This window comes from Psychrobacter sp. T6-6, assembly GCF_052258185.1.
Classification (GTDB): domain Bacteria; phylum Pseudomonadota; class Gammaproteobacteria; order Pseudomonadales; family Moraxellaceae; genus Psychrobacter.
Map to the genome: position 1 here is coordinate 1 of NZ_JBQQEX010000006.1, position 22,239 is coordinate 22,239.

A 22,239-nucleotide genomic window follows, 5' to 3' on the forward strand; every position below is an offset into this window, starting at 1 on the left:
AGCTATTAAAAATAATAAATAGTTTCAATAGGTTATGAATTGGTCGATTGGTTGATGTAGTAGAGGAATAGGTACGTGCTTCCCTTTTAGTAAGAATATTCTGCTTTAACAGATATAGATCCTTTACTATTTCCAGATCTTTTTTTGTATTAGGATAACTCTACTTACCTTATAACTTGCCCATTTTCTCAAAAAACGCTCTATACGCAGCAACTTTCTTATCCAGCGATAACGGATAGGCTCGTGAAGTCGACGGTAACCTATGTAGGGTTAGATTATTGACATCAGTTTTCTGGTTATCTGTACTCTGCCACTCGTAAGGATAATTGATACTTTGGTTGGTTTTGGGGTGCTTCGACTTGGCAAGTGGTTCTTTCAATAGTTCGATCAGCACTTCGGTTGCCTTACCTCCTGTCGTGAACAACGTTTTTACCTTTGGTACTTGTGGCAAAATACTATCTAAGTCAACGGGGGTAACTACCGTTAGGTTTTTATCCGACGCATTACCTGTCTCGCGAATGGCTTGTTTTACTGTGGGACATGAAGCGATACCTCGCTCAAACATAAAGTCACGGATACGTTCAGGATCAAATCGCTTCTCATCGCCTACTCTAAAATAATCAGCATCATCAAAGAATACTCGACCATATATTCGCCACATGTCGTTATAAAAGTTAGGGTAATGAAAATTCATTGCCCACTTATCGGCAGTCGGTGGAAAAGTACCCATCATCATGATAGTCGCGTTCGGTGGCAACACAGGCTCGAAAGGATGCGTTTCAATTTCTACAGCTTTGTTTTTAGTAGATGTGAGCGTTGTCTCTTTATCTTGGGTCATTGATGTTTTTATAGTCATGATATTCTTCATCAGAAAAGCAGTTTTTTTGGTATCATAGCAGGTCTAAACACTACCTCACTTATCATTACGCTTATAGTCAAATTTAGTCGGTTCAATCAGTTGACTTAAATGGCGCGATATCCTTTTACTTAGCCTGAACTGTTTAGGCTTTGATGGCCGTTGTGAACGTAAATATTGTCGTTGCGCTAAATCAATATCATCATAAAGCTGTGAGAGTAATTTGATTGTCTCAATTTTGAAGGCGTTAATTTTACTATTTACGCGTGATAAATAGGGTTAAAGTGCGGTAAGTGTTTGTATCTTTTATACTAATAGCAACCGCAGCAACTGCGCAAGCATCAGACAAGAAACCAAGAGAGATTCTATGAGTGACTTAAACAACGATTTGAACATTACGGTAATCGATCATCCACTAGTCCGTCATAAACTCAGTCTCATGCGTGAAAAAGACTGTAGCACTTATAAGTTTCGCACATTGACCAAAGAACTTGCGCGCTTGATGGCGTATGAAGCAAGTCGCGATTTTGAGATTGAGACGTTTCCAATGCAAGGCTGGTGCGGCGAGATTACTGGTGAGCAAATCATCGGTAAGACAGCAACTATCGTACCTATTCTGCGCGCAGGTATTGGCATGCTTGATGGCGTGCTCGATCTAATCCCTACTGCTAAAATTTCTGTTGTCGGCCTACAACGTGATGAAGAAACGCTACAGCCAGTACCGTTTTTTGAAAAATTCGTCAGCCATATGGACAAACGTCCTGCGCTGATCATTGACCCGATGCTAGCCACAGGTGGCTCAATGGTAGCAACCATCGAGATGCTCAAGAAAAATGGTTGTACGAATATCAAAGCATTGGTACTCGTGGCGGCACCTGAAGGCGTACGCTTGGTGAACGAAGCGCATCCTGACGTGACTATCTATACCGCTGCGCTAGACAGTCATTTGGATGAGCATGGTTATATCATCCCAGGTTTGGGTGATGCTGGCGATAAGATTTTTGGTAAGCAGTTATCTAATAAATAGTACCAAAACAGACAAAGTCGTCATTAGGGTTATAGCAAAAGTAGACAGTATCGCTAATAAGGACAGATAATGAACGTATTGATTACAGGGGCAAGCGCAGGGTTTGGTAAAGCGCTAGCAGAGCGTTTGGTTGCAAACGGTCATCGCGTGATTGGTTGTGCTAGACGCCTTGATAAACTGAATGCTTTGGCAGATACCCTAGGCGATGCGTTTTTGCCCGTGGTTATGGATGTGAGTGAAACAGACTCTATCCCGCAAATTCTTGCTGATCTGCCTAATGGTTTCAAGCAAATCGATGTGCTCGTAAATAATGCAGGATTAGCGCTCGGTACAGAGCCTGCACACAAAGCCAGTCTCGATGACTGGATGCGTATGAATGATACCAATGTCAAAGGTTTGATGGCGTTGACTCATGCTGTCCTGCCAGCGATGGTTGCGCGCGATAGTGGTTATATCATTAATGTTGGCTCAATCGCAGGTAACTGGCCTTATTTTGGTGGCAACGTTTACGGCGCAACCAAAGCATTTGTAAAACAATTCAGCCTAAACTTACGTGCCGATCTGCTTGGTACGCAAGTGCGTGTGACCAATCTTGAGCCAGGAGTAGTTGCGGGTACTGAGTTTTCAAACGTACGCTATCACGGTGATGATGACAAAGCGGCAAAGGTCTATGATGGTTTTAAGACCATGACGGGTGAAGATATTGGCGATATTTTGCTGTGGCTGATTGAGTCACCTGCGCATATTAATGTCAATCGCTTAGAAGTCATGCCAGTGGCCCAAACCTACAATGGCTTAACCGTTGCCAAGCAAGACAGTTAAGACAGGTCTAGCTCCTCGATATACTTATTAGCGTAACTCATACGACCGAAGCAATATAGAGCCCTCTATATTGCTTTTTTTTATGTCTTCAATCGTTACCTCACCCACCAGACGCAGGTCCTGAAAGTCCATAATCAACACTTCATTGCGCAGCCGCTCGCTCGTGCGTTTGTTGTGACGTATTGCAAACCCCAATACTTGCTTACCCGTGATGGTAATTTGGTTAATCACTACTCTGGAGGCATTGGTGACTGATGTCTTGGATGTTTTCTGAGCATTGACGATCGCAGTGGCTGGATTGACAGTAGTGGTAAGCAGTTTGGTCTGTCGCACACTTTTTGGCATATCTCCTGCAAAAAAAAGCACCTGTGTGAGCGGCAGATACTGCGTATGGCGCATTAGCTCCTGACGGAACAACGAAGGCATATCTATATTGAAACTGTCTTCTGTCTGCTGATAAAAGGCGGTAAAGTTGCGATGCAGGTACCGTCCAAATACCGTGGTATTGATCCATTCTTTATAAATATTATTCGCCAGTAGCTGCTTGGTAAAGGCGCTGGCATCAACCGTGACCTCGTTATTTAACATCGACAATAAAAGTGCTTGTGGACTGGTAAAGGTCTGCTGCTCCCAGACTTGTGGATACAAGCTACTATCCAATAATGATAATATCGATTTGCCCATACCCTTCTACCCTTGTCAGTTATTGCTACTGCTTTTACCACCCGCCAAATTTTGTGCTATGGTCAGATGACTGTTTAATATAACAGTCTTTTATCAGCGGTAAAGCCCATTTTGTAGCGACCTGTCTCAACAAATAAACAGGTGGCTTCATAACCCAAAGTGATCCCTCTATGAAAAAAAACCTTAGCGCCTTGGCTGCTCCTTATCAGTTACAGACGATCACTATCAAATCAGCGGATGGTATAGCGCTACCCGTATCGGTTATTGGACACGGCAAACCCGTCATGATGCTGCATGCTTATGGTATGGATGCACGAGAGTTTTTACCTTTTATACTGCCACTGATCGGTAAATACGAATTTTATCTGCCACATTTTCGGGGGTTTGGTGCCGCACAAAATATCGAGCTGACGCCGTTTGATTTTATCAATCAGTACGCTGAAGATATTGATGACATCATTGAGCATGTCTGCATAAACCGTAACGTAGAATCACTGCCCGTTGCTGCGATTTCGATGGGGGCGTTGGTGATGTGGTCTTATTTTACCCACTTTGGCACATCTCACATCAGCCGCTATTTGAACATCGATCAAAGCCCTGTGATTCACAATCAACCAGATTGGCAAGGTGGATTGTTTGGTGATCGGCAAACAGAGATGTTTGCAGTTTTCCAAGAAATTATTGATATGACGCTACCGTATGCGCAAGTCGAATGCTTTACGCATTTGCCTTTTTCTCTTAAACGCCGTGTGACAGACATTGAAAAATTATTTTCTTTACTCTCTGTCAGCCGCCCGCGCTCAAAAGCCATCGTGCAAGCGCTCACTCATCAAAACGATCATAAACTGGCATTTTATAATCACCAAACATGGAAACACAAAATGCGCTGCCTGCAAGCCTATCTCGCCATACCTTATGATTTTCGGGTAGGTATAGAAAACATCACCATTCCCGTCGTCAGTTTGATCGGTGGTCAATCAACGCTCTATGACCCTAAATGGCAGCAAAGAATCACCCAAATGCTGCCCAATGCTAGTGAAATCATACTGCCACACTCAGGTCATGCCGTGCCACTAGATGCACCTATAGCCTTCTATAAAGTCCTAAAAGAATTTCTACAAGATTAACTAGAGTTTTACACAACCGCTTTATAATCACTACTATAGCTTTACAACCTGTCATAGCAATTCATTTGGGCTGATTCTATACTTAAACGCTGATGCAAATCCTTAATAACTCACTACGAGTGACAGTCACTGATAAGCATCAACAAAATATATGACTACAATAATATCAAAAGGATGAAACCATGCCCTACGCTACCGTTGCAACACAGGACGACCAATCCGTCGAACTCTATTACGAAACCCAAGGTATAGGCAAACCTATCATACTCATCCATGGCTGGCCACTCAGTGGTCGCGCTTGGGAAGCACAGCTACCTGCGCTAGTCGCAGCAGGCTATCAAGTCATTACTTATGATAGACGCGGCTTTGGTCAGTCATCCAAACCATGGAACGGCTACGACTACGATACCCTAGCCCAAGACTTAAAAGGTCTTATGGAGACACTTGATTTGCAAGATGCCACCATCGTTGGTTTCTCTATGGGCGGCGGTGAAGTGGCGCGTTATCTGGGTAAATACGGCTCCGAGCGTGTGAGCAAAGCGGTACTCGCCTCTGCGGTCCCACCGTACTTATTTAAAGCAGATGATAATCCTGATGGTGGTCTTGAAGAGTCAGATATTCAAGGTTTTTTGGATGGTGTTAGCAATGATCGTATTGCCTTTTTAAATGACTTTACTAAGAACTTCTTTACCCCAAAAGATGGTAAGTTGCTGGTCAGCAAGCCAATGCGCCTATACAATCGTGATATTGCTGCATTTGCTTCTGCTAAAGCGACACTTGATTGCGTTAAATCCTTTAGCTATACCGACTTTCGCGATGATTTAAAAGCGTTTGATGTACCGACATTAGTCATACATGGCGATGCGGATCAAATTGTACCGATCGAAGCGAGTGGTGAACGCTCTCACGATATGATTGCAGACAGTAGATTACACGTCATTGAAGGTGGTCCACACGGTATCAATGTGACCCATAGCGAAGAGTTCAATAAAGCATTGATTGCATTTTTGAACAACTAATGGCGCATCTATCTAAAACCTAGATATAAAACAAAAAACGACCTCAACGGGTCGTTTTTTTTGGGTGAAATTTCTCGTGCGTGGTGGTTCAGTACTAATCATTCAATGGTTGAATCAACTCAAATCGTGGTACCTCTTTACCTTCAACGCTGACTGTTTCAGCAAACATCGCAAGCGGTCGTACCCACACCCCATACTCACCGTACAGACAACGATAGACTACGAGCGACTCTTCAGTCTCTGAGTGCTGCGCGGTATGCAATACTTGATACAAGCTGCCTTTGTAATGGCGGTAAATGCCTTGAGTTATAGTGGCTTGATTTGTCATCATTACAGTTTACTCTTTATATTTTGTTATTCACTCGCTATGACAGATTGAGCAGGCACTTGAGCAATAAGCACTTAAGCAACAGTCACTTTTGCATAGGCTTTCTTGCCCGCTTGAATCACGACCGTCTGACCTGAGGTTAGACTAAACCCACCATCAACCACTTCACCGTCGACTTTTACTGCGCCGCGCTTGACCATATCTTTAGCAGCTGCACCGTTTTTGGCAAGCTCAGCTTGGTTTAGGATTTGCGCGATAAATAAGGCTTCTTGACCTGCTTCAAGCGTTAATGTCACTTCTGGCAAATCAACCGGTAGCTCACCATCTGCCAAGACATTACCAGCAGATTTATGCGCATTGGCAGCAGCATCCGCATCATGGAAACGCTCAATCAATTCCTCGGCAAGGATACGTTTGATTTCTTGTGGGTTGCGCCCGGCTTCCATTTCCGCCATCAAGGCTTCGATCTGCTCCATCGGCTTGAAACTTAAAAACTCAAAGTAACGATGGATTAAGGTATCAGGCATCGATAGGATTTTCTGGTACATGGTACCTGGCGCATCATAGATAGCGACATAATTATTTAGTGACTTAGACATTTTATTAACGCCGTCCAATCCTTCTAAGATTGGCACCGTGATGCAGACTTGTTGCTCTTGATCATATCGCCCTTGCAATGTACGTCCCATTAGCAAATTGAAGGTTTGATCGGTACCACCGAGCTCAACATCGGCTTTTAGCGCGATAGAGTCATAGCCTTGCACTAATGGATACAGAAACTCATGGATTGAAATAGGCGTTTGCGAAGCATAGCGTTTAGAGAAATCATCACGCTCAAGCATACGCGAGACCGTCTGCTGACTGGCAAGCTGAATCATGTCAGCGGCGCTCATGTCACTGAACCACTCAGAGTTAAAGACCACGCGAGTTTTTTCTTTGTCTAAGATTTTAAATACTTGCTCAGCATAGGTTGTTGCATTGGCTTTGATTTGCTCATCAGTCAATGGCGGACGTGTAGAGTTCTTACCAGAAGGGTCGCCAATCTTGGCCGTGTAGTCACCGATTAGAAAATAAATCTCATGACCTAAATCTTGAAAATGCTTGAGCTTATTGATCAGTACTGTATGACCTAAATGCAGGTCGGGCGCAGTAGGATCAAAGCCTGCCTTGATACGTAGCGGGCGATTAAGCTTTAGCTTAGCCACCAAATCGTCTTCGGAGAGTATCTCTTGCGTACCGCGCTGAATGAGGGCCAGTTGTTCTTCTAGGGTGTAGGTTTTATCGGTCATGGTACTCTCTATATATTACTTTCGTTAGGGTTTTTATAAGTGATGGTTACCGGCTCTATACCTTATGACGTTTAGAAGCTCAAAAGGTAAGAAAAAATGCTAGAATTTGACGGATATACTAGCGTTTTTTAAGGTAAATTGCCATGACCAACCCCGCATCAACTACTGATACTGACCATAATGCCCTTGCCGACTTGCTTATGAATAATGGTTTGGATAATAGTTCAGACGATATCGACGACTTAACCCATGATAGTTCGAACTACGCCACACTGACCGACGCTCTTGAGCAAACGGTGTTTGAAAGCTTTGATGATGGCTTATATATCGGAATGATGTCAGGCACTAGTTTGGATGGGATGGATGCGGTTCTTTGTCAGTTCAATAACGACATGGCTGATAAAGAAAATACCAACAAAGAAAACACTATTGATGAAGAGAATAGCCAACCAGCAATGCAACTGCTCGCGACGTATAGTCAAGAGTTTCCACCAAGACTACGTGAAGTGCTACTGGGGTTATGTCAGCCGAATGGTGTGAATCAACTCGTACCGGAGGTCAATGAACCAAACAGTGAATTGGATTGGTTTGGCTGGGCAAGCCGCGCGTATGCGGAGTTCGCAAGCGAAGTGGTCAATACCTTATTGCAGCAATCAAATACCGACCCCGAATCAGTACTGGCGATTGGCTGTCATGGACAAACCGTCCGTCATCGCCCGCAAATGGGCTTTAGTTTGCAACTGGTCGACGCCAATATCATCGCTGAGCGTACAGGCATCAGCGTGGTCAGTGATTTTCGTCGTCGTGACATGGCAGTTGGTGGTCAAGGTGCGCCTCTAGTACCTGCGTTTCATCAGGCCTTATTTGCGATACCTGATAGCACACGCGTGCTCCTAAATTTGGGCGGTATTGCTAATATAACCGTCTTGCCAGCGTTAACTAATGGCGTGGACAGCAACCTAGATAGCAACACAGATAGCGCAGATAATGTCATTGGCTATGATACTGGACCTGCTAATCTATTGTTAGATGCATGGACGGCGTTGCATACAGATAATGACTATGATGCAAAAGGCGCTTGGGCACAATCTGGCACCATCATTGAGCCACTATTACACCAGCTGTTGACCCATGCATTTTTCGCTCAGCCTCACCCCAAGAGTACTGGTCGTGAAGACTTTAATTTGGCATGGCTACAGGGTGAGCTACAGGCTTTTGAACAAGCCAATGCTAATGTCAGTTATTCAGCAGCTGATGTACAAGCCACTTTGACTGAACTAACCGCTATCAGTGCGAGCACGCAAATCAGTATGTTTACAGATACGGATAAAAACAGCTCGGTATACGTCTGTGGTGGCGGCGCACTGAATGATTATCTAATGACACGTCTACAAGCTCATCTACTTCGCTGCACAGTACAAACCACTGATCATTTAGGGCTGGCGCCAACATGGGTAGAAGCCGTCGCTTTTGCGTGGTTAGCCCGTCAAACTATCATGGGTGAAACAGGTAATTTGCCAGCAGTAACTGGTGCCAATAAACGCGTGGTATTGGGTCAAGTCTGTTTTGCCTGACCAGTTATATTTTAGTTTACATACGTGCACCTATGTGTTTTATAATAACTTTTAAAACGCCATCCTCTTAGGACCCGTAAGTATAGGACATATCGTATGAGCCAACACAGCAGTTCACCTATTGACCAAGCCACCAATGATGACACAAACAATATGACCGCAGCACCTGTACATAAATCGCGTCAAAAACCACCACACTACGAGCGTTCTGATGAGACTCGCGTGGTGGTCACAGGGATGGGCGCCATCACACCGCTTGGTCTAGATGTTGATAGCTCGTGGTCCAAATTGCTCAATGGTGATAGTGGTATCGCACCGATTACTCATTTCGATGCCACAGGCTACCGTGCTCAGATCGCAGGCGTGGTCAAAGACTTCGATGCCAAACAGTATATGAGCGCCAAAGATGCCCGCCGCTATGATGAGTTTATACATTATGGGATTGCAGCATCTTCTATGGCATTGAAGCATGCTGGGTTTATTGATGAGATCGGTGCTGCTGATGCGCCAGTACAGGGTGTGGAGCAAGATCGTTTTGGTATTATTTTGGGCTCAGGTATTGGTGGTATCCAAACCATCGAAAACAGCCGCGATACCCTACGTGAAAAAGGCGCAGCCAAGGTGTCGCCTTTCATCATTCCAGGATCTATTGTCAATATGGCGGCAGGATTGGTCGCGATTAAACACACCCTAAAAGGTCCGAACTTGGCGACATCAACCGCTTGTACCACTGCCACTCATGCTATGGGTCTGGCAGCACGTTTGATTGCTTACGGTGATGCTGATGTCATGCTGGCGGGTGGTAGTGAAAAAGGCTCAAGCCCGCTTGGTATATCAGGGTTTAGCGCCATGCACGCACTCTCAACGCGTAACGATGAGCCGACCAAAGCGTCGCGTCCATTCGATAAAGGTCGTGACGGTTTTGTACTTGGGGATGGTGCTGGCGTGGTCGTATTAGAAAGTCTTGCTCACGCCAAAGCTCGCGGCGCGACGATATTGGCAGAGCTTGTCGGGTTTGGTATGAGCGATGATGCCAGTCATATTACCGCACCACCAGAAGACGGTAGCGGCGCTGCAAAAGCGATGCGAAATGCACTCAATGATGCGGGTATCGAGCCATCAAGCGTGGGTTATGTCAATGCTCATGGTACCAGTACACCTGCGGGCGACGTGGCGGAGTCCATTGCTATCGAAACTGTGTTCTCTCCTGTTAAAGACAGTATCTTGGTCAGCTCGACCAAATCAATGACGGGGCATTTGCTGGGTGCTGCTGGCGGTGTTGAAGCTATCTTTACCGTACTTGCCCTACAGAACCAACATGTACCACCGACAATCAACTTAGATGACGTCGAAGACAACTGTAACCTCGATTATGTAGCTAATCAATCGCGTAAGGTCGATAACCTACAGTATGCTGTCTCTAATAGCTTTGGTTTTGGCGGTACCAATGGGTCTTTGGTATTTGCACGTTGGCCTATCAGTCAATAACAGCCACCCATCTGCATCGCAGTGCATGATAATGATTGCGTTGTAACGCTGGTGTCAGATTGGCTACGTTTGTCCACTTGCAGCCCCTTATCGTACTTGCGTATGATAAGGGGTAATTTTTGGAACATTTATGGAAGATACCATGTCAAGCTACTCATTTTCCCATCAGTTTTATCAGCGTTGGACGTGCGCGCCTGAGCCGGTACGCGCAGCAATCACTCAAGAGCTCAAAGACATCACCACTCTACTACAAGCTGACACTCCATTTGAAAGCTTTGAATTTAATACGCATGATCTGGACGCTCATGTGGACGAGCTATACGACAACTATAATGCTGAACAAGCCATTGCCAAAGCGATCGCTGACAAACAAGAGCAAGCAGATGTAGCAGCCGAAAAACAGCGATTAGAAGAAGAACAAAAGAAAAAGGCTGAAGAAGCGGCTCTCCAAGCAGAAGCTGAACTGGCTGAAGAAGCTCAAAAAGAACAAGAAAAAAATGAGCCGATAGCAGCAGATAAAAATAATACTGATGAAAAATTTATCGCTACTAGCATAGATAAAGTAAATGCTGATAAAGACAGTCCAGTTACTGATAATTCTATTGCAAAGACCGAAACAGCAGCATCAGAACCACAAAAGACTGAAAGTAGTGCTAGCGATAACAAAAATGCTGACCACAAAGCCATTAACGAACAAACTCATGCTATTGGTGATAGCCATATTAAAGACATTCATCATAAAACCAGCACAGCGATTAACTTAGTCTTAAAAGACTCAAAATTAGATATAATGCATCAAGAGCTCATCCGTGAACTTGAAACGCAAGTCGATGATTATTTGAGTGAGCAGATGATGCTATTGTCTGAAAATCTAAAGTCTTGGCTACGTGCTGAAGTCACCCAGCATTTAAACGAACAGAATGATTCAACTGTCAATAACGAAGCCGCTAAGAGCATCCATTAATTTTGCTCATTTTTTAATATTGGACTTGCCGTTAGAAATAGCCGCTCAGCAGTAAGTAACGAGCATTAAAAAGCCCCGTAAATCTTTACGGGGCTTTTTAATGCTTTTATTTAATGTTTTGAGCTCAGTATTAAATGGCTTTGGTACGTTCAGTCAACCATTCAAGCGCAGCGCCTTCGACCCGATCTTTTAGCTCTGTATAGACTTGGCTATGATAGTCATTGAGCCAGTCTATCTCGGTTTGATCCAACAACGATGGCTCAATCAGGCGCGTATCAATTGGACAGTAAGTGATGGTCTCAAAGTTTAAGAAATCACCAAATTCTGTCTCAGTAGGCTTGGTAACTGGCGTATTTACTACCAAATTCTCAATACGGATACCCCATTTGCCTTCGCGGTACAGACCTGGCTCATTACTTGAAATCATACCGACTTTCATCGCGCGCTCTTTTGGCGTGCTGGCACTATAGGCGATGACTTGTGGGCCTTCGTGTACATTTAAGAAATAACCAACGCCGTGACCGGTACCATGACCATAGTCCATCTGTGCTTGCCACAACGGAGCACGGCAAATCGCATCAATCAATGGTGAGGCAATGCCATCAGGGAAATGGGCGCGAGCTAGTGCAATATGTGCTTTTAGCACTGTTGTAAAATCACGCTTATGCTCGGCGGTGACTTGACCAATACCAACCACACGGGTGATATCTGTCGTGCCGTTCTGGTACTGCGCACCTGAGTCTATCAGTAACAATCCGCCTTCGCCCTCAGCCACATCAAGGTAGCTGAAACTCTCTGGCGTCGCGCGGTAATGTGGCAATGCACCATTTTCATTAAAACCCGCGATAGTCGGGAAGCTTGGCGACACATAATGCGGCTGACGACTACGTACCTCTATCAGCATACTATCGACATCCAGCTCACTTAGACGCTCGCCTGCCGTTAGACGCTGCTCAAACTCAGCAAAGAACTCACTCAATGCCGCACCATCTTGACGCATCGCTTCACGCACATGCTCGATATCTGCATCAGACTTCACAGACTTAAGCAGTGTGCTGGGTGCCATCTGCTCAATAAAACCAATATCATCTGCCATTTTTGAGAGCGTACCTACGGCAACTTTGCTCGGATCTAGTAGCAATAAATCGTCTGGCGTCAGTGCGCCAAGTGCTTCTTGTACAGCCGAATAATCAGCCAAGGCGATACCGCTGTCTTTTAGACTCTGTGCTATGTCAGCACTGACTTTACCATTATCAACAAACAACGTCGCACGGTCTGCATCAATCAGCATATGTGATAAAAACACAGGGTTGTAGTCAACATCAGCGCCACGTAAGTTCGTCAACCAAGCGATGTCATCTAAGCTTGAAAGCAAATGATGGGTTGCTCCTGCCGCTGCCATACCTTCGCGTACTGCGGCAAGTTTTAAAGCAGCAGACTGGGCAAGGAACTGCTCATCATGTACGTATAGCTTGGCAGCTGGCAGAGCCGGGCGATCTGTCCAAACGCTCGTCAATACATCACGCTCAGTGATCAAAATAATGTCATTCACATCAAGGGCCGTGAGCAATCGGTCTTGCTCAGCGATAGAGAGTACATTGCCATCTATTGCCACGCTATCCCCTTCTTGTAGATGTTCGGCTAACCAATCGATATGGTTTGGTTGACCTGGCGCGAGCTTTTCTAAAGTGATACCTGTACCTGCTAACTGATCAGCAGCATGTACCCAGTAACGGCTATCAGTCCACAGACCAGCAAACTCAGCTGTTACAACTAGCGTACCAACAGAACCGGTAAATCCTGATAGCCATTGGCGGGTTTGCCAATACTCTGGTAGATACTCAGACAGGTGAGGATCAGCAGAGGGCACGATGATTGCAGTGAGATCTTGCTCTACTAAGCTCGCACGTAGGCTAGCTATCCGCTCGTGAATGGTTTGTTTTTTCATTGAATGTGTCCTTCTAGATGTTTTAAGAATATGATGATGACGTGATTATTTATAATCGTCTTGTTCTAATAGTCATTTCGCTTGGGTTATTGATACCGCTTTAGTTTTAATAAAATATTTATTATCGATAGTAATTGTTTAAGTAAGCACTTTCTTTAACTGTGTTTGCTTGATAGTTGCTTCTACTTATTGAGAATATTTGATTGAGGTTGATATTGCGTCACTGATGTTTAGCGTGAGCTACTCTTAGATGTTTGGGCAGAGTGTAAGCTTTCAATGACTGATGCCAAATATCTCACTAAATAAAACAATAAGACGTGCTACCAGCAATGGTAACACGTCTTGTCATACGTCATTTATGCCGTTGTCGTTCGCGGCTATACCGGTCACTCAGCTCCATAGACGTCGCTTACTGTTTGGCCAGCTGCTTCTCACGCTCACTATCTCTAAGCATTTTGTTGATAGGTTTAGCGAGTGCTAGCAAAAACAATGCTGTCACCACCAAGAATATGGTCATGGTAGTAAACAGTCCTGGCAACCCTTCGATTTTGTCAGCAGATACATGACCACCGAAGAACGCAGCAACCAAGTTACCCATGGCGATAGAAGCGAAGAACAACCCCATCATCTGACCTTGCATGCCCTCCGGCGCCAGCTTAGTCATTGCAGATAATCCAACAGGGCTTAATGCCAACTCACCTAGCGTCAGTAATAATAAACTACCAACCAACCATAGTGGCGATGCCAAGCCAGCACCCGGTGCTAAAATGCTTTTAGAGGCAAAAATCATCAAAGCAAAACCCGCAGCGGCAAGTAACATACCCAGCGCAAACTTCGCCATACTGCTTGGCTCAAGACCTCGGTTACCAAGCTTGACCCAGATGATACTGACGATAGGCGCCAGTATCAAAATAAACAATGGGTTCAATGACTGGAACCAGATACTAGGAACGTCAAACCCTAAAACGTTTAGATCGGTATAACGATCAGCAAATAAGTTAAAAGATGTGGGCTGCTGCTCAAAACTTGACCAAAACAGCGTCGAACCGATGATTAAGACAAAACAAATCAACAAGCGTAATTTGTCCGTCTTATCGAGGCGCGGTGAGATAAACATAATCGCAAAATATAAGATGACCACCGCAGCGATGATATACGTCATGTACTCTGCGACCATCTCAGGATTGAACGATATCATGCCAGTAGACACTAATAGCACTACGGCGACTAACAACGCGACAAACCCACCAACCCAGCGTCCAATGTTTTTGTAGCGGTCATTGGAATGCTCCCATTCGGCAGAGATACCTTTGGCTGTGGCATAACGAGTCAGATTTTTTTGCGCGACAAAACGATAGATAAGCAAGGACACGAGCATCCCCAAACCACCGACGCCAAAGCCGACATGCCACATGCCTTTTTCTTTGAAGACACCAACGATCAGTGCCGCCAATAGCGCGCCGATATTGATACCCATATAAAACAAGGTAAAACCACCGTCACGGCGAGAGTCCCCTTTAGGGTATAGCGCGCCAACCATGACTGAGATACAGGTCTTAAATAATCCTGAGCCCAAGACGATACAGATTAGACCTACGAAGAACAATGTCATGCCAAACATGGCAGAAAGCGCGATACATAAGTGACCAAGAGCAATCACAATACTGCCCCACCACAGCGCGCGCTCTTGACCAAGCCAGTTGTCAGCCAACCAACCCCCTGGTACCGCTGCTAAATACAACGAACCTGCAAAAATACCATAGATAGCAGAAGCCGTGACTTCACTAAAACCAAAACCGCCGCTACCCACAGTCGCAACCATAAATAGAACTAATAATGGACGGATACTATAGTAGGAGAACCGCTCCCACATTTCGGTAAAAAATAATGAGCGTAATGGCGCTGGGTGTCCCATAAAGCCATTGTCTAGTGCTTGCAGCTCTGCTGCACTAGTACCTGTTTTTGATTCTGTAATCACAGCTTTATTCCTTTAAAGATTGTTTTTTTAATGACCAAATGCCCTATTATCCAGACGAGCGGTCATATAGGCGGAACATTGTTTCACTTGGCCATAATCAAGTAAAGAAATAATTGGTTAAAAATTACACAAATACCCATAAAAAAGCCCGCTCTCGATGATTGAGAACGGGCTTTTTTATAGGTTTATCAACACATCTATCATATTGATATGACTAATAATCAGTACTTATAGAATGACCTACTTATAAGGTATTTCGCAATGTAGCTATTTACCTATCGAGTCACGACAGCAAACACTACTGTGCGGCGGCAGTATCGTCAGCGGTCGTGCCGGCATCGCCAGCATCTAAATCGCCATCTGCTTGCTCAGCGGTCAAGTCAGTATCGGCAACCGCGGCTTGGCTCACTGTACCAGAAGCTGTCGCTGTACCTGCTTCTGCAGTAACAATTGCGCTATCAGCGTCTGTTGCTGCTGCTGGTGTTACCGCTGCATCTGCAGCCGTATCAGGTGCTGCTGCATCTTCTGCAACCATCGCAGTATCTGTCTCAGCAGCTGTGTCTTCAGTCGCAATGGCTTCTGCCTCGTCTGCCGCCGCTGATGCTTCCGTTGACTCAGCAGTGATATGCTCACCTGCTGGACGCAAAAATGCAGAAACACCAATGAGTAAGACAATACCTAAGAACATGGCAATGCCGCCCAGAGTAAACAACAGCTCTTTTTTTGGATTGTTATTGACGATACCTTCTGACATACCTTATCACCTTGCACAAAATATTTGAAATATTGACCTATTATATCGCAATTTATACTGATTTGTGAAAACCCTTAAGTATTTAAAGGGTTTATTATCAACAATTTTACTACTCATTTTTGGTATATATAGCCATCATTCACCCAATTACCTGATTATCATAGGCTATCACCATTGAGCGTGTATCGTTTTTACTTACCCAGACGTACTGGAGTCTTTGGACGCTTGCCCAAGTAACTCAGTATGAGTAATAGCGCCATAATAAATAAAATAGGATAATGACCAAAGCGCATGAATGGTGTGTTACCCACTCGTGCTTGCACCTCACCGCGTAATACCGTGCGCTCGAACTGTGGCGCGCGTTCTACGATACGACCTTTGTGATCGATGATAGCGGTCACACCTGTATTGGTCGCACGCATAAACCAGCGACCGTTCTCTAGTGCGCGCATCTGTACCATTTGCAGATGTTGTAGTGGACCTGCTGACGTACCGAACCAAGCATCGTTTGAGATGGTTAATAAAAAGTCCGTACCAATCGCGTTTTTGCGCGTCGTATCTGGATACGCGACTTCATAGCAGATGGCAGCACCTAAGCTATGACCACGCACCTGTAACGGTGATTGTTGGTCACTGCCTCGGCTATAACTCATAATGTCTTGACTACCAGCCAGATTGGGCAATATGTCAAGCACACCTTGAAACGGGATGTATTCACCAAACGGTACTAGACGCTGCTTTTTGTATAGACCCTCTGCCTGAGCACCAAGCGCCACCACGCTATTATAAAACGGCGCATACTTGTCTGTACTGGCATCAAACGTGGCTTCGTCTTTGTAGGGAATACCCGTCACCCATGTCGTATCCGTTTCTTTCGCCATCGCTACCATTTCATTGATGAAGCCAACTGCTTCTGTCTGAAACATAGGAATCGATGACTCAGGCCACAAAACAAGATCACGGCCCCATTCGTCACGCGTCAAAGTAGCGTAGATTTTTAGGGTTTCAATCTGATACTCAGTGAGCCATTTTAGATCTTGCGGGATATTGCCTTGAATCAATGACACTGACAGATCAGGTGTACCTTTGGGCTTGGTCCATTGCGGATTGACCAACCACAGCGTAGTACTAATAACCAGCAACGCAATAGATGGAATCATGTAACCGCCACGGCGACGCAGCAGCTCAACGATACTGGTAGCCAATAGTATCGCCACAAAGGAAACCGTGAAGACGCCAGCAACAGGAGCGAGCGATGACAGCCAATACTGCTCAGTAAAGGCATAACCGACAAACAACCAAGGAAACCCTGTGAACAACCATGTTTTCAGCCACTCTTGGAGTATCCAAAGCGCGGCAAAAGATAATGGCTGTTTGCCAACCACGCGATTGAAAATCAACGCCAAAAACCCATGGAACAATCCCATGCCAAGACCCATCAACGCAATCATAATTAGCGCAAGCCATGCAGGGGTGGAGCCGTAAACATGAATAGATGTATATAGCCAAAATGCCCCCACGCACCAAAGCCCTGTACCGTATGCCTGACCAATAACAAAGGCGCGGCGACCTGTCATCTCAGGCATCAATAGTGCATATAAGATAGCAGGCGATATCAGAGCCACTGGCCAAATGCCATAAGGCGCGAGCGCAAGTATAAAAGCAGCCCCTGCCAACAAAGATATCAGTGCCGCCAATCCCAAATGTAAGCCTTTTGACTTCTCAGGGTTCAAGCGTTTTTGTAAATCAACAGTAGACAGGCGCATAGCAATTATCCAAGACTATATTTTTCAAATATTTCACGGCTCAGCACTAAAAAATTAAAGTAGAGCTGAGGCAAAGCTGGCTGCATCATACGTCATGCAGAACCACAAATAAAACCCACCCATGATACCAGTCAAAACCCATCAATGGGTAAATTTGCGTAGCGAAACCTCAAACTAAAAAGTAAAAGCCAGAAAGCAAAAAAACACGATTTTTTATCGTGTTTTTTATTACATTTACTAGCGAAATTCATTGAGCACTCAGCTGCTAAGACCTGGCTAACAAACTATATGAATAAGTTAATGGCTACCTATTAATATCTGCTGGTCTGCAGTGGTCTTGGTCAGCTCTAGGTTTTGGATAAATCGTCCCTCAACATCAGTGATGGTAATCTGCCAATCATCTATCAAAACGCTCTCGCCTTCTAGGTCGCCGACATAACCGAGTGCTTGCATGACCAATCCGCCCATCGTGTCGACATCGGTATCATCGAAACGACTACCAAGCTCATCATTGCAGTCTTCGATGACGGTAGACGCTTGGACACGCCATGTGTTCGGCTTTTCTGGATCTGCAACGATGTTGTTGATGTCGCTGTCTTCATCAAAGTCGTCATGCTCATCCACGATGTCACCGACGATTTCCTCAAGCAAGTCTTCCATGGTCACCACACCGCCAAAGTTACCAAACTCATCGACGACAATCGCCATATGAACTTGCGTCCGCTGCAACGAGCGTAGCAAAGTATCTGAGCGCGCAGTTTCACTAATATAGAGCGGCTGACGTACTAGGTCTTTTAGGCGTTTGCTATCGATTTTGTCTTCTTGGTTACGCACCATATGAACCAAAATAGGAATCAAATCTTTGGCCAGTAAGATACCAATAACGGCATCATCATCTTGACTGTCAAAAACAGGATAGCGCGAGTGCGTGGTCTCAAGAATAATGTCCATCACTTCAGCAAGGCTGGTGCTTTCGTGAATACCAATCACTTGCGGGCGTGGCGTCATGATTTCGCGCACTTGGGTTGCTGGTAGATCGAGTACGCCTTCTAGCATATCGACCGTATCAGGCTCTAAGAACTGGCGCGAGTCTTGTACCAGACGAATCAATTCGTCACGGGTCTCGGGGGCGGTCGATAGCCAGCGTTTTAAGCCGCGCATCGACCAACTACTCGGGCTGGGAGTGTCGTCAGACATGGTGGTGTGATTTAACCTCTTTAGTTAATGGCAATTAAAATAATCGTGAATAAAAACAAGTAGCGCCTAGATGGGGACAAAAGTAGCAAATAAAATGGCTGATTTATCATTAGTTGATGATTCAATCGTAAACATGCCAGCACAAATTAGCTTCACTTTATCGCAAGGCTCACCGACATTCAACGACAAATTCACTCAATTTGTATTGTCAGCGTGTTATAAACTTTGCTATGGTCAAAGCCTTTATTTAGCAAAACAAACCCTATGTCGCTACGTTCTCTTTTTTCTCGCTTGCTCTCGTCGCGTTCACGCCGCCATCCTAAGGATCGTAGCGTGAGCGATAGCGTAGCAGATAGCAAACAGCCAAAATCCACATGGCGACATCGGCTCGTGTCTTTTTTGATTGCTATTACTCTGCTCCTATCGGCAGTATGGTTGCTGCTAGCGATTTGGTACCAGTACGGGATAGGCTCTATAGTGACCTGGCTTTTCACCATTGTCATCATAAGTCTACTAGGAACACTGCTTAGCACCCGCTATTGGCGTGCCGTCACAAAAATACTGTATCGCCATACCTCAGCTGACAACACAGTGACTAATAAAGCCACTGCCAATAAATGGCTCATCGGACTATACGGCGCGATTTGGTTTATGGGTCTAGGTTGGTTTTTTTCTATTGAGCCCAAGCAGGATCGTGACTGGATGGCTGAGGTCGATCAGCAAGTCGCTTATAAGCGTAATGCGACCAACCCTAATTTGATTACTCTAACCAATGTCCGCAACTTTGATTGGCGTACAGATACAGAAGCAACCGCGCACTGGGATACCCGTACGATTGATTTGTCCAAACTCTCAGGCATCGATGTGACCAACTCTTATTGGATGGGACCACTCATCGCTCATACTTTGGTCAGCTTTCGTTTTGAAGACGATAGACCACTTGCCTTTTCCTTTGAAATTCGTAAAGAAGATGGTGAGTCGTTTTCAGCCCTTGCTGGGTTTTTTAGGCGTTATGAGCTGAGCCTGATTGCGGCAGAAGAGCGTGACATTATCTATACCCGTAGCAACGCACGCGGTGAGCAGGTCTATCTATTTCCCATCAGCAACTTGCAACAGCATGAAGTCAGATCATTATTTGAGTCCTACCTGACTGCCATTGATGAGCTAAATAACAAACCTGCTTGGTACAACACATTGACGAGCAACTGCACCAATATTATCTTTTATATGGCGCGTATTGTCAGTGGCGATCGCTTGCCATGGGATTACCGGATTTGGGTCTCTGGGTGGTTACCTAACTATCTATATGATGTTGGTATGCTCGATGCAGCGCCAGAACAGCCCGATCAACCTTGGTCGATGGATACATGGTATGAGCGTACTCATATTAATCCAAAGTCGCTCGGTTTTGACAATCTGCACTCCATTGGCAATAGCCATGCATTCTCACAGCAAATTCGTCAAGACATTCCACTACCACCACTCGCCCACTCTCAATCTAGTGCTGAGGCAAAAGCCAAGTCTACTGCTCAGGCGTCTAACTAAGTATCATCTAACGAATAAATGAAGAAATAAAAGTAGCGCAGTATTTTTGCTAAGGGTTAACCCAACTGACCACCCGTATCTCCATCTCTTCCTCAGACATACTGGTTTCAGACACACAGCGCCCTGCAACGCCGACATTAGCAGCGCGCATTTCGTGTTGTGTCACCACTGGATCCTGAGTCAATAACAGGTGCCAGCTTGGCAGACTCTGTCCTTTATATAACCGCTTGTAAGCACAGTGCGATGGTAGCCACATCATGTTGGGCAAGTTGTCCATGGTGAGCTGAATGCAATCTGGGACATACTCTTGACGCGTCGCATAATGGCTACAATACCCCGTCGCACAGTCCATTAGCTGGCAGGTGACATCGGTATATTCAACTAGCTCTTCGTCTACATTGCCGTCCTCATCCTCATCGATGTATTTGATCAAACAGCAACTGCCGCAGCCATCACACAATGCTTCCCATTCGCTATGATTCAGCTCGTTCAATGCAAATTGCGACCAAAACTGCGGGCGCAGTGGCTCAGACTTAAAGCCATTATTAGAATCGACACTAGAGCTATCAGGAAACAAACTTATCGATTGCGTAGGCTTAGTATCTGAATCAATACTTGAGTGCAAGTCTGGTTTGTCATCATTTTTGTTTAACAAATTTATAGTCATAAGGTCGCAGTAGCATTTTGATAAAGAGCGTTACAGTATTATAGCTGTTTTTGCTAGACATGGGCGTTAAGGTAGTACGAGTTAGGAACACGAACCATCACAGCCACAAAGAATTAAAACTCATAACATAAAAAAGGACAATAATATGTCAATTAAGACTTTTGAATTAATCAGTACAACCGAAAACGGTATCGAACTTATCAGCTATGTTGCACTGCCAGAAAATGCTTCAGATGATAATCCAGCAGCAGGTATTTTGGTCGCACCAGAATGGTGGGGCGTGGTCGACCATCCAAAATCAGTAGTAGAGCGTTTGGCCAAAGCAGGCTACGCGGCTGTCGCTATGGATGTCTACGGTGAAGGAAAATTAACTACTGATGCTGCCATGGCCAACATGTGGATGGAGCAAGTATTGGCTGATCAAGACATGCTCATGTCGCGCTGCCGTCTGATTCTAAATGACTTTAGCGATCAGTTATCAGTTGATGGTGACAACCTAGGCGCAATCGGTTACTGCTTCGGTGGTAAAGTTGTCCTCGATATGGCGCGCGAAGGCATGCCACTAAAAGCTGTTGCAACCTTCCATGGTAACCCAACGCCAAAGCAGCCAGCAGACAAAAACTTTGCCGCAAAAGTACTCGTCGCTCATGGCCGTGATGACTCAATGGTATCGATGGACGCTATCGAAGGTCTAAAATCAGAGCTAGATGCTGCTGATGTCGATTACACTATCGATGTCTATGACAACGCTAAGCACGGCTTTACCAATCCGCATGCTGATGAGCGCGCTGCCAACAATGAAGTAGACCTTGGCTATAATGAAGCAGCGGCTAAGCAAAGCTGGGAAAACATGATTGAGTTTATGAAAGCAAACTTGGCATAAAAGCAGTTTGATATAAAACTTATCAAGAAGGACAGCTTAACTATTTAAGCTGTCCTTTTATTTTGCGTATATTTTAACCACCATTTCTGAGACACGTTATCAGACCAGTCTTGTACTTCTTATCAAATCGCGTCATTATCACCTTACTATCTGTTGGCTTGAGTGACGAAGATGTTATATCTATTGGTGACCCAGCTCGGTTGGCTGGCTTTTACGATTCTATTGATTGTGGTAGTCGCGTTATACACTAGGACAACTCGAAAAATCGAGCATCTACGCCGCGATGTCACGAAACTACAATCTGAGCTTACACAGCGAAAAGA

General features: G+C 45.0%; 19 protein-coding genes. 9 read left to right on the forward strand and 10 right to left on the reverse strand.

What is annotated here, in order from left to right; translation table 11 throughout:
* Positions 1-169: 169 nt before the first annotated feature.
* Positions 170-838: a DNA glycosylase gene (locus ACTXGL_RS10040; RefSeq protein ID WP_443526811.1), complete on the reverse strand. Its 669-nt coding sequence runs from the start codon at positions 836-838 to the stop codon at positions 170-172.
* A 385-nt stretch (positions 839-1,223) separates the two neighbouring features.
* On the opposite strand from ACTXGL_RS10040, the gene upp reads away from it, so the two are divergent.
* The gene (gene upp / locus ACTXGL_RS10045; RefSeq protein ID WP_443526642.1) at positions 1,224-1,883 is read left to right on the forward strand and encodes a uracil phosphoribosyltransferase; all 660 of its coding nucleotides are present in this window, start codon (positions 1,224-1,226) and stop codon (positions 1,881-1,883) included.
* A 69-nt stretch (positions 1,884-1,952) separates the two neighbouring features.
* Complete coding sequence (locus ACTXGL_RS10050; protein WP_443526643.1) at positions 1,953-2,705, forward strand: SDR family NAD(P)-dependent oxidoreductase; 753 nt, start codon at positions 1,953-1,955, stop codon at positions 2,703-2,705.
* Positions 2,706-2,732: 27 nt separating this feature from the next.
* Here ACTXGL_RS10050 and ACTXGL_RS10055 read toward each other — a convergent pair whose 3' ends face one another.
* Complete coding sequence (locus tag ACTXGL_RS10055) at positions 2,733-3,389, reverse strand: hypothetical protein (RefSeq protein ID WP_443526644.1); 657 nt, start codon at positions 3,387-3,389, stop codon at positions 2,733-2,735.
* Positions 3,390-3,559: 170 nt separating this feature from the next.
* Between ACTXGL_RS10055 and ACTXGL_RS10060 the strand changes: the two genes are divergently transcribed.
* Positions 3,560-4,516: an alpha/beta fold hydrolase gene (locus tag ACTXGL_RS10060; RefSeq protein ID WP_443526645.1), complete on the forward strand. Its 957-nt coding sequence runs from the start codon at positions 3,560-3,562 to the stop codon at positions 4,514-4,516.
* A gap of 182 nt (positions 4,517-4,698) precedes the next feature.
* Positions 4,699-5,535, forward strand: a complete 837-nt coding sequence (locus ACTXGL_RS10065) for an alpha/beta fold hydrolase (RefSeq protein WP_443526646.1) — start codon at positions 4,699-4,701, stop codon at positions 5,533-5,535.
* Positions 5,536-5,629: 94 nt separating this feature from the next.
* Here the strand turns inward: ACTXGL_RS10065 and ACTXGL_RS10070 are convergent, their stop codons facing one another.
* A complete protein-coding gene (locus ACTXGL_RS10070) occupies positions 5,630-5,866 on the reverse strand; it encodes a DUF1653 domain-containing protein (RefSeq protein WP_443526648.1) in 237 nt (78 codons plus the stop codon).
* 71 nt (positions 5,867-5,937) lie between these two features.
* Entirely contained in the window at positions 5,938-7,152 is a 1,215-nt protein-coding gene (gene tyrS, locus ACTXGL_RS10075; RefSeq protein WP_443526650.1) for a tyrosine--tRNA ligase, read from the reverse strand.
* 143 nt (positions 7,153-7,295) lie between these two features.
* Here tyrS and ACTXGL_RS10080 point away from each other — a divergent pair, with 143 nt between their 5' ends.
* The 3 genes from ACTXGL_RS10080 (at position 7,296) to ACTXGL_RS10090 (ending at position 11,178) form a co-directional block, all read left to right on the forward strand.
* Positions 7,296-8,726 carry an anhydro-N-acetylmuramic acid kinase gene (locus tag ACTXGL_RS10080; protein ID WP_443526651.1) on the forward strand — a complete coding sequence of 477 codons (1,431 nt, stop codon included), beginning with the start codon at positions 7,296-7,298 and terminating at the stop codon, positions 8,724-8,726.
* Between the two features lie 153 nt (positions 8,727-8,879).
* Positions 8,880-10,214 carry a beta-ketoacyl-ACP synthase II gene (fabF, locus tag ACTXGL_RS10085; RefSeq protein ID WP_443526813.1) on the forward strand — a complete coding sequence of 445 codons (1,335 nt, stop codon included), beginning with the start codon at positions 8,880-8,882 and terminating at the stop codon, positions 10,212-10,214.
* A 130-nt stretch (positions 10,215-10,344) separates the two neighbouring features.
* Positions 10,345-11,178: a hypothetical protein gene (locus ACTXGL_RS10090; RefSeq protein WP_443526652.1), complete on the forward strand. Its 834-nt coding sequence runs from the start codon at positions 10,345-10,347 to the stop codon at positions 11,176-11,178.
* A 130-nt stretch (positions 11,179-11,308) separates the two neighbouring features.
* Here ACTXGL_RS10090 and ACTXGL_RS10095 read toward each other — a convergent pair whose 3' ends face one another.
* The 5 genes from ACTXGL_RS10095 to ACTXGL_RS10115 all read right to left on the reverse strand — a co-directional run bounded on the left by ACTXGL_RS10095 (position 11,309) and on the right by ACTXGL_RS10115 (position 18,821).
* Positions 11,309-13,126: an aminopeptidase P family protein gene (locus ACTXGL_RS10095; protein WP_443526654.1), complete on the reverse strand. Its 1,818-nt coding sequence runs from the start codon at positions 13,124-13,126 to the stop codon at positions 11,309-11,311.
* Positions 13,127-13,535: 409 nt separating this feature from the next.
* Positions 13,536-15,041, reverse strand: a complete 1,506-nt coding sequence (locus tag ACTXGL_RS10100) for a peptide MFS transporter (protein WP_442967666.1) — start codon at positions 15,039-15,041, stop codon at positions 13,536-13,538.
* 361 nt (positions 15,042-15,402) lie between these two features.
* On the reverse strand, positions 15,403-15,858 hold the full coding sequence (locus ACTXGL_RS10105; protein WP_443526655.1) for a hypothetical protein: 456 nt from the start codon (positions 15,856-15,858) through the stop codon (positions 15,403-15,405).
* 191 nt (positions 15,859-16,049) lie between these two features.
* Entirely contained in the window at positions 16,050-17,624 is a 1,575-nt protein-coding gene (gene lnt, locus ACTXGL_RS10110) for an apolipoprotein N-acyltransferase (RefSeq protein ID WP_443526657.1), read from the reverse strand.
* Positions 17,625-17,921: 297 nt separating this feature from the next.
* A complete protein-coding gene (locus ACTXGL_RS10115) occupies positions 17,922-18,821 on the reverse strand; it encodes a CBS domain-containing protein (RefSeq protein WP_319051586.1) in 900 nt (299 codons plus the stop codon).
* Between the two features lie 333 nt (positions 18,822-19,154).
* On the opposite strand from ACTXGL_RS10115, the gene ACTXGL_RS10120 reads away from it, so the two are divergent.
* Positions 19,155-20,366 carry an Lnb N-terminal periplasmic domain-containing protein gene (locus ACTXGL_RS10120; protein WP_443526659.1) on the forward strand — a complete coding sequence of 404 codons (1,212 nt, stop codon included), beginning with the start codon at positions 19,155-19,157 and terminating at the stop codon, positions 20,364-20,366.
* 49 nt (positions 20,367-20,415) lie between these two features.
* Here the strand turns inward: ACTXGL_RS10120 and ACTXGL_RS10125 are convergent, their stop codons facing one another.
* Positions 20,416-20,943: a YcgN family cysteine cluster protein gene (locus tag ACTXGL_RS10125; RefSeq protein WP_443526815.1), complete on the reverse strand. Its 528-nt coding sequence runs from the start codon at positions 20,941-20,943 to the stop codon at positions 20,416-20,418.
* Positions 20,944-21,178: 235 nt separating this feature from the next.
* On the opposite strand from ACTXGL_RS10125, the gene ACTXGL_RS10130 reads away from it, so the two are divergent.
* Entirely contained in the window at positions 21,179-21,916 is a 738-nt protein-coding gene (locus ACTXGL_RS10130) for a dienelactone hydrolase family protein (protein ID WP_443526661.1), read from the forward strand.
* The last annotated feature ends 323 nt before the right edge of the window (positions 21,917-22,239 follow it).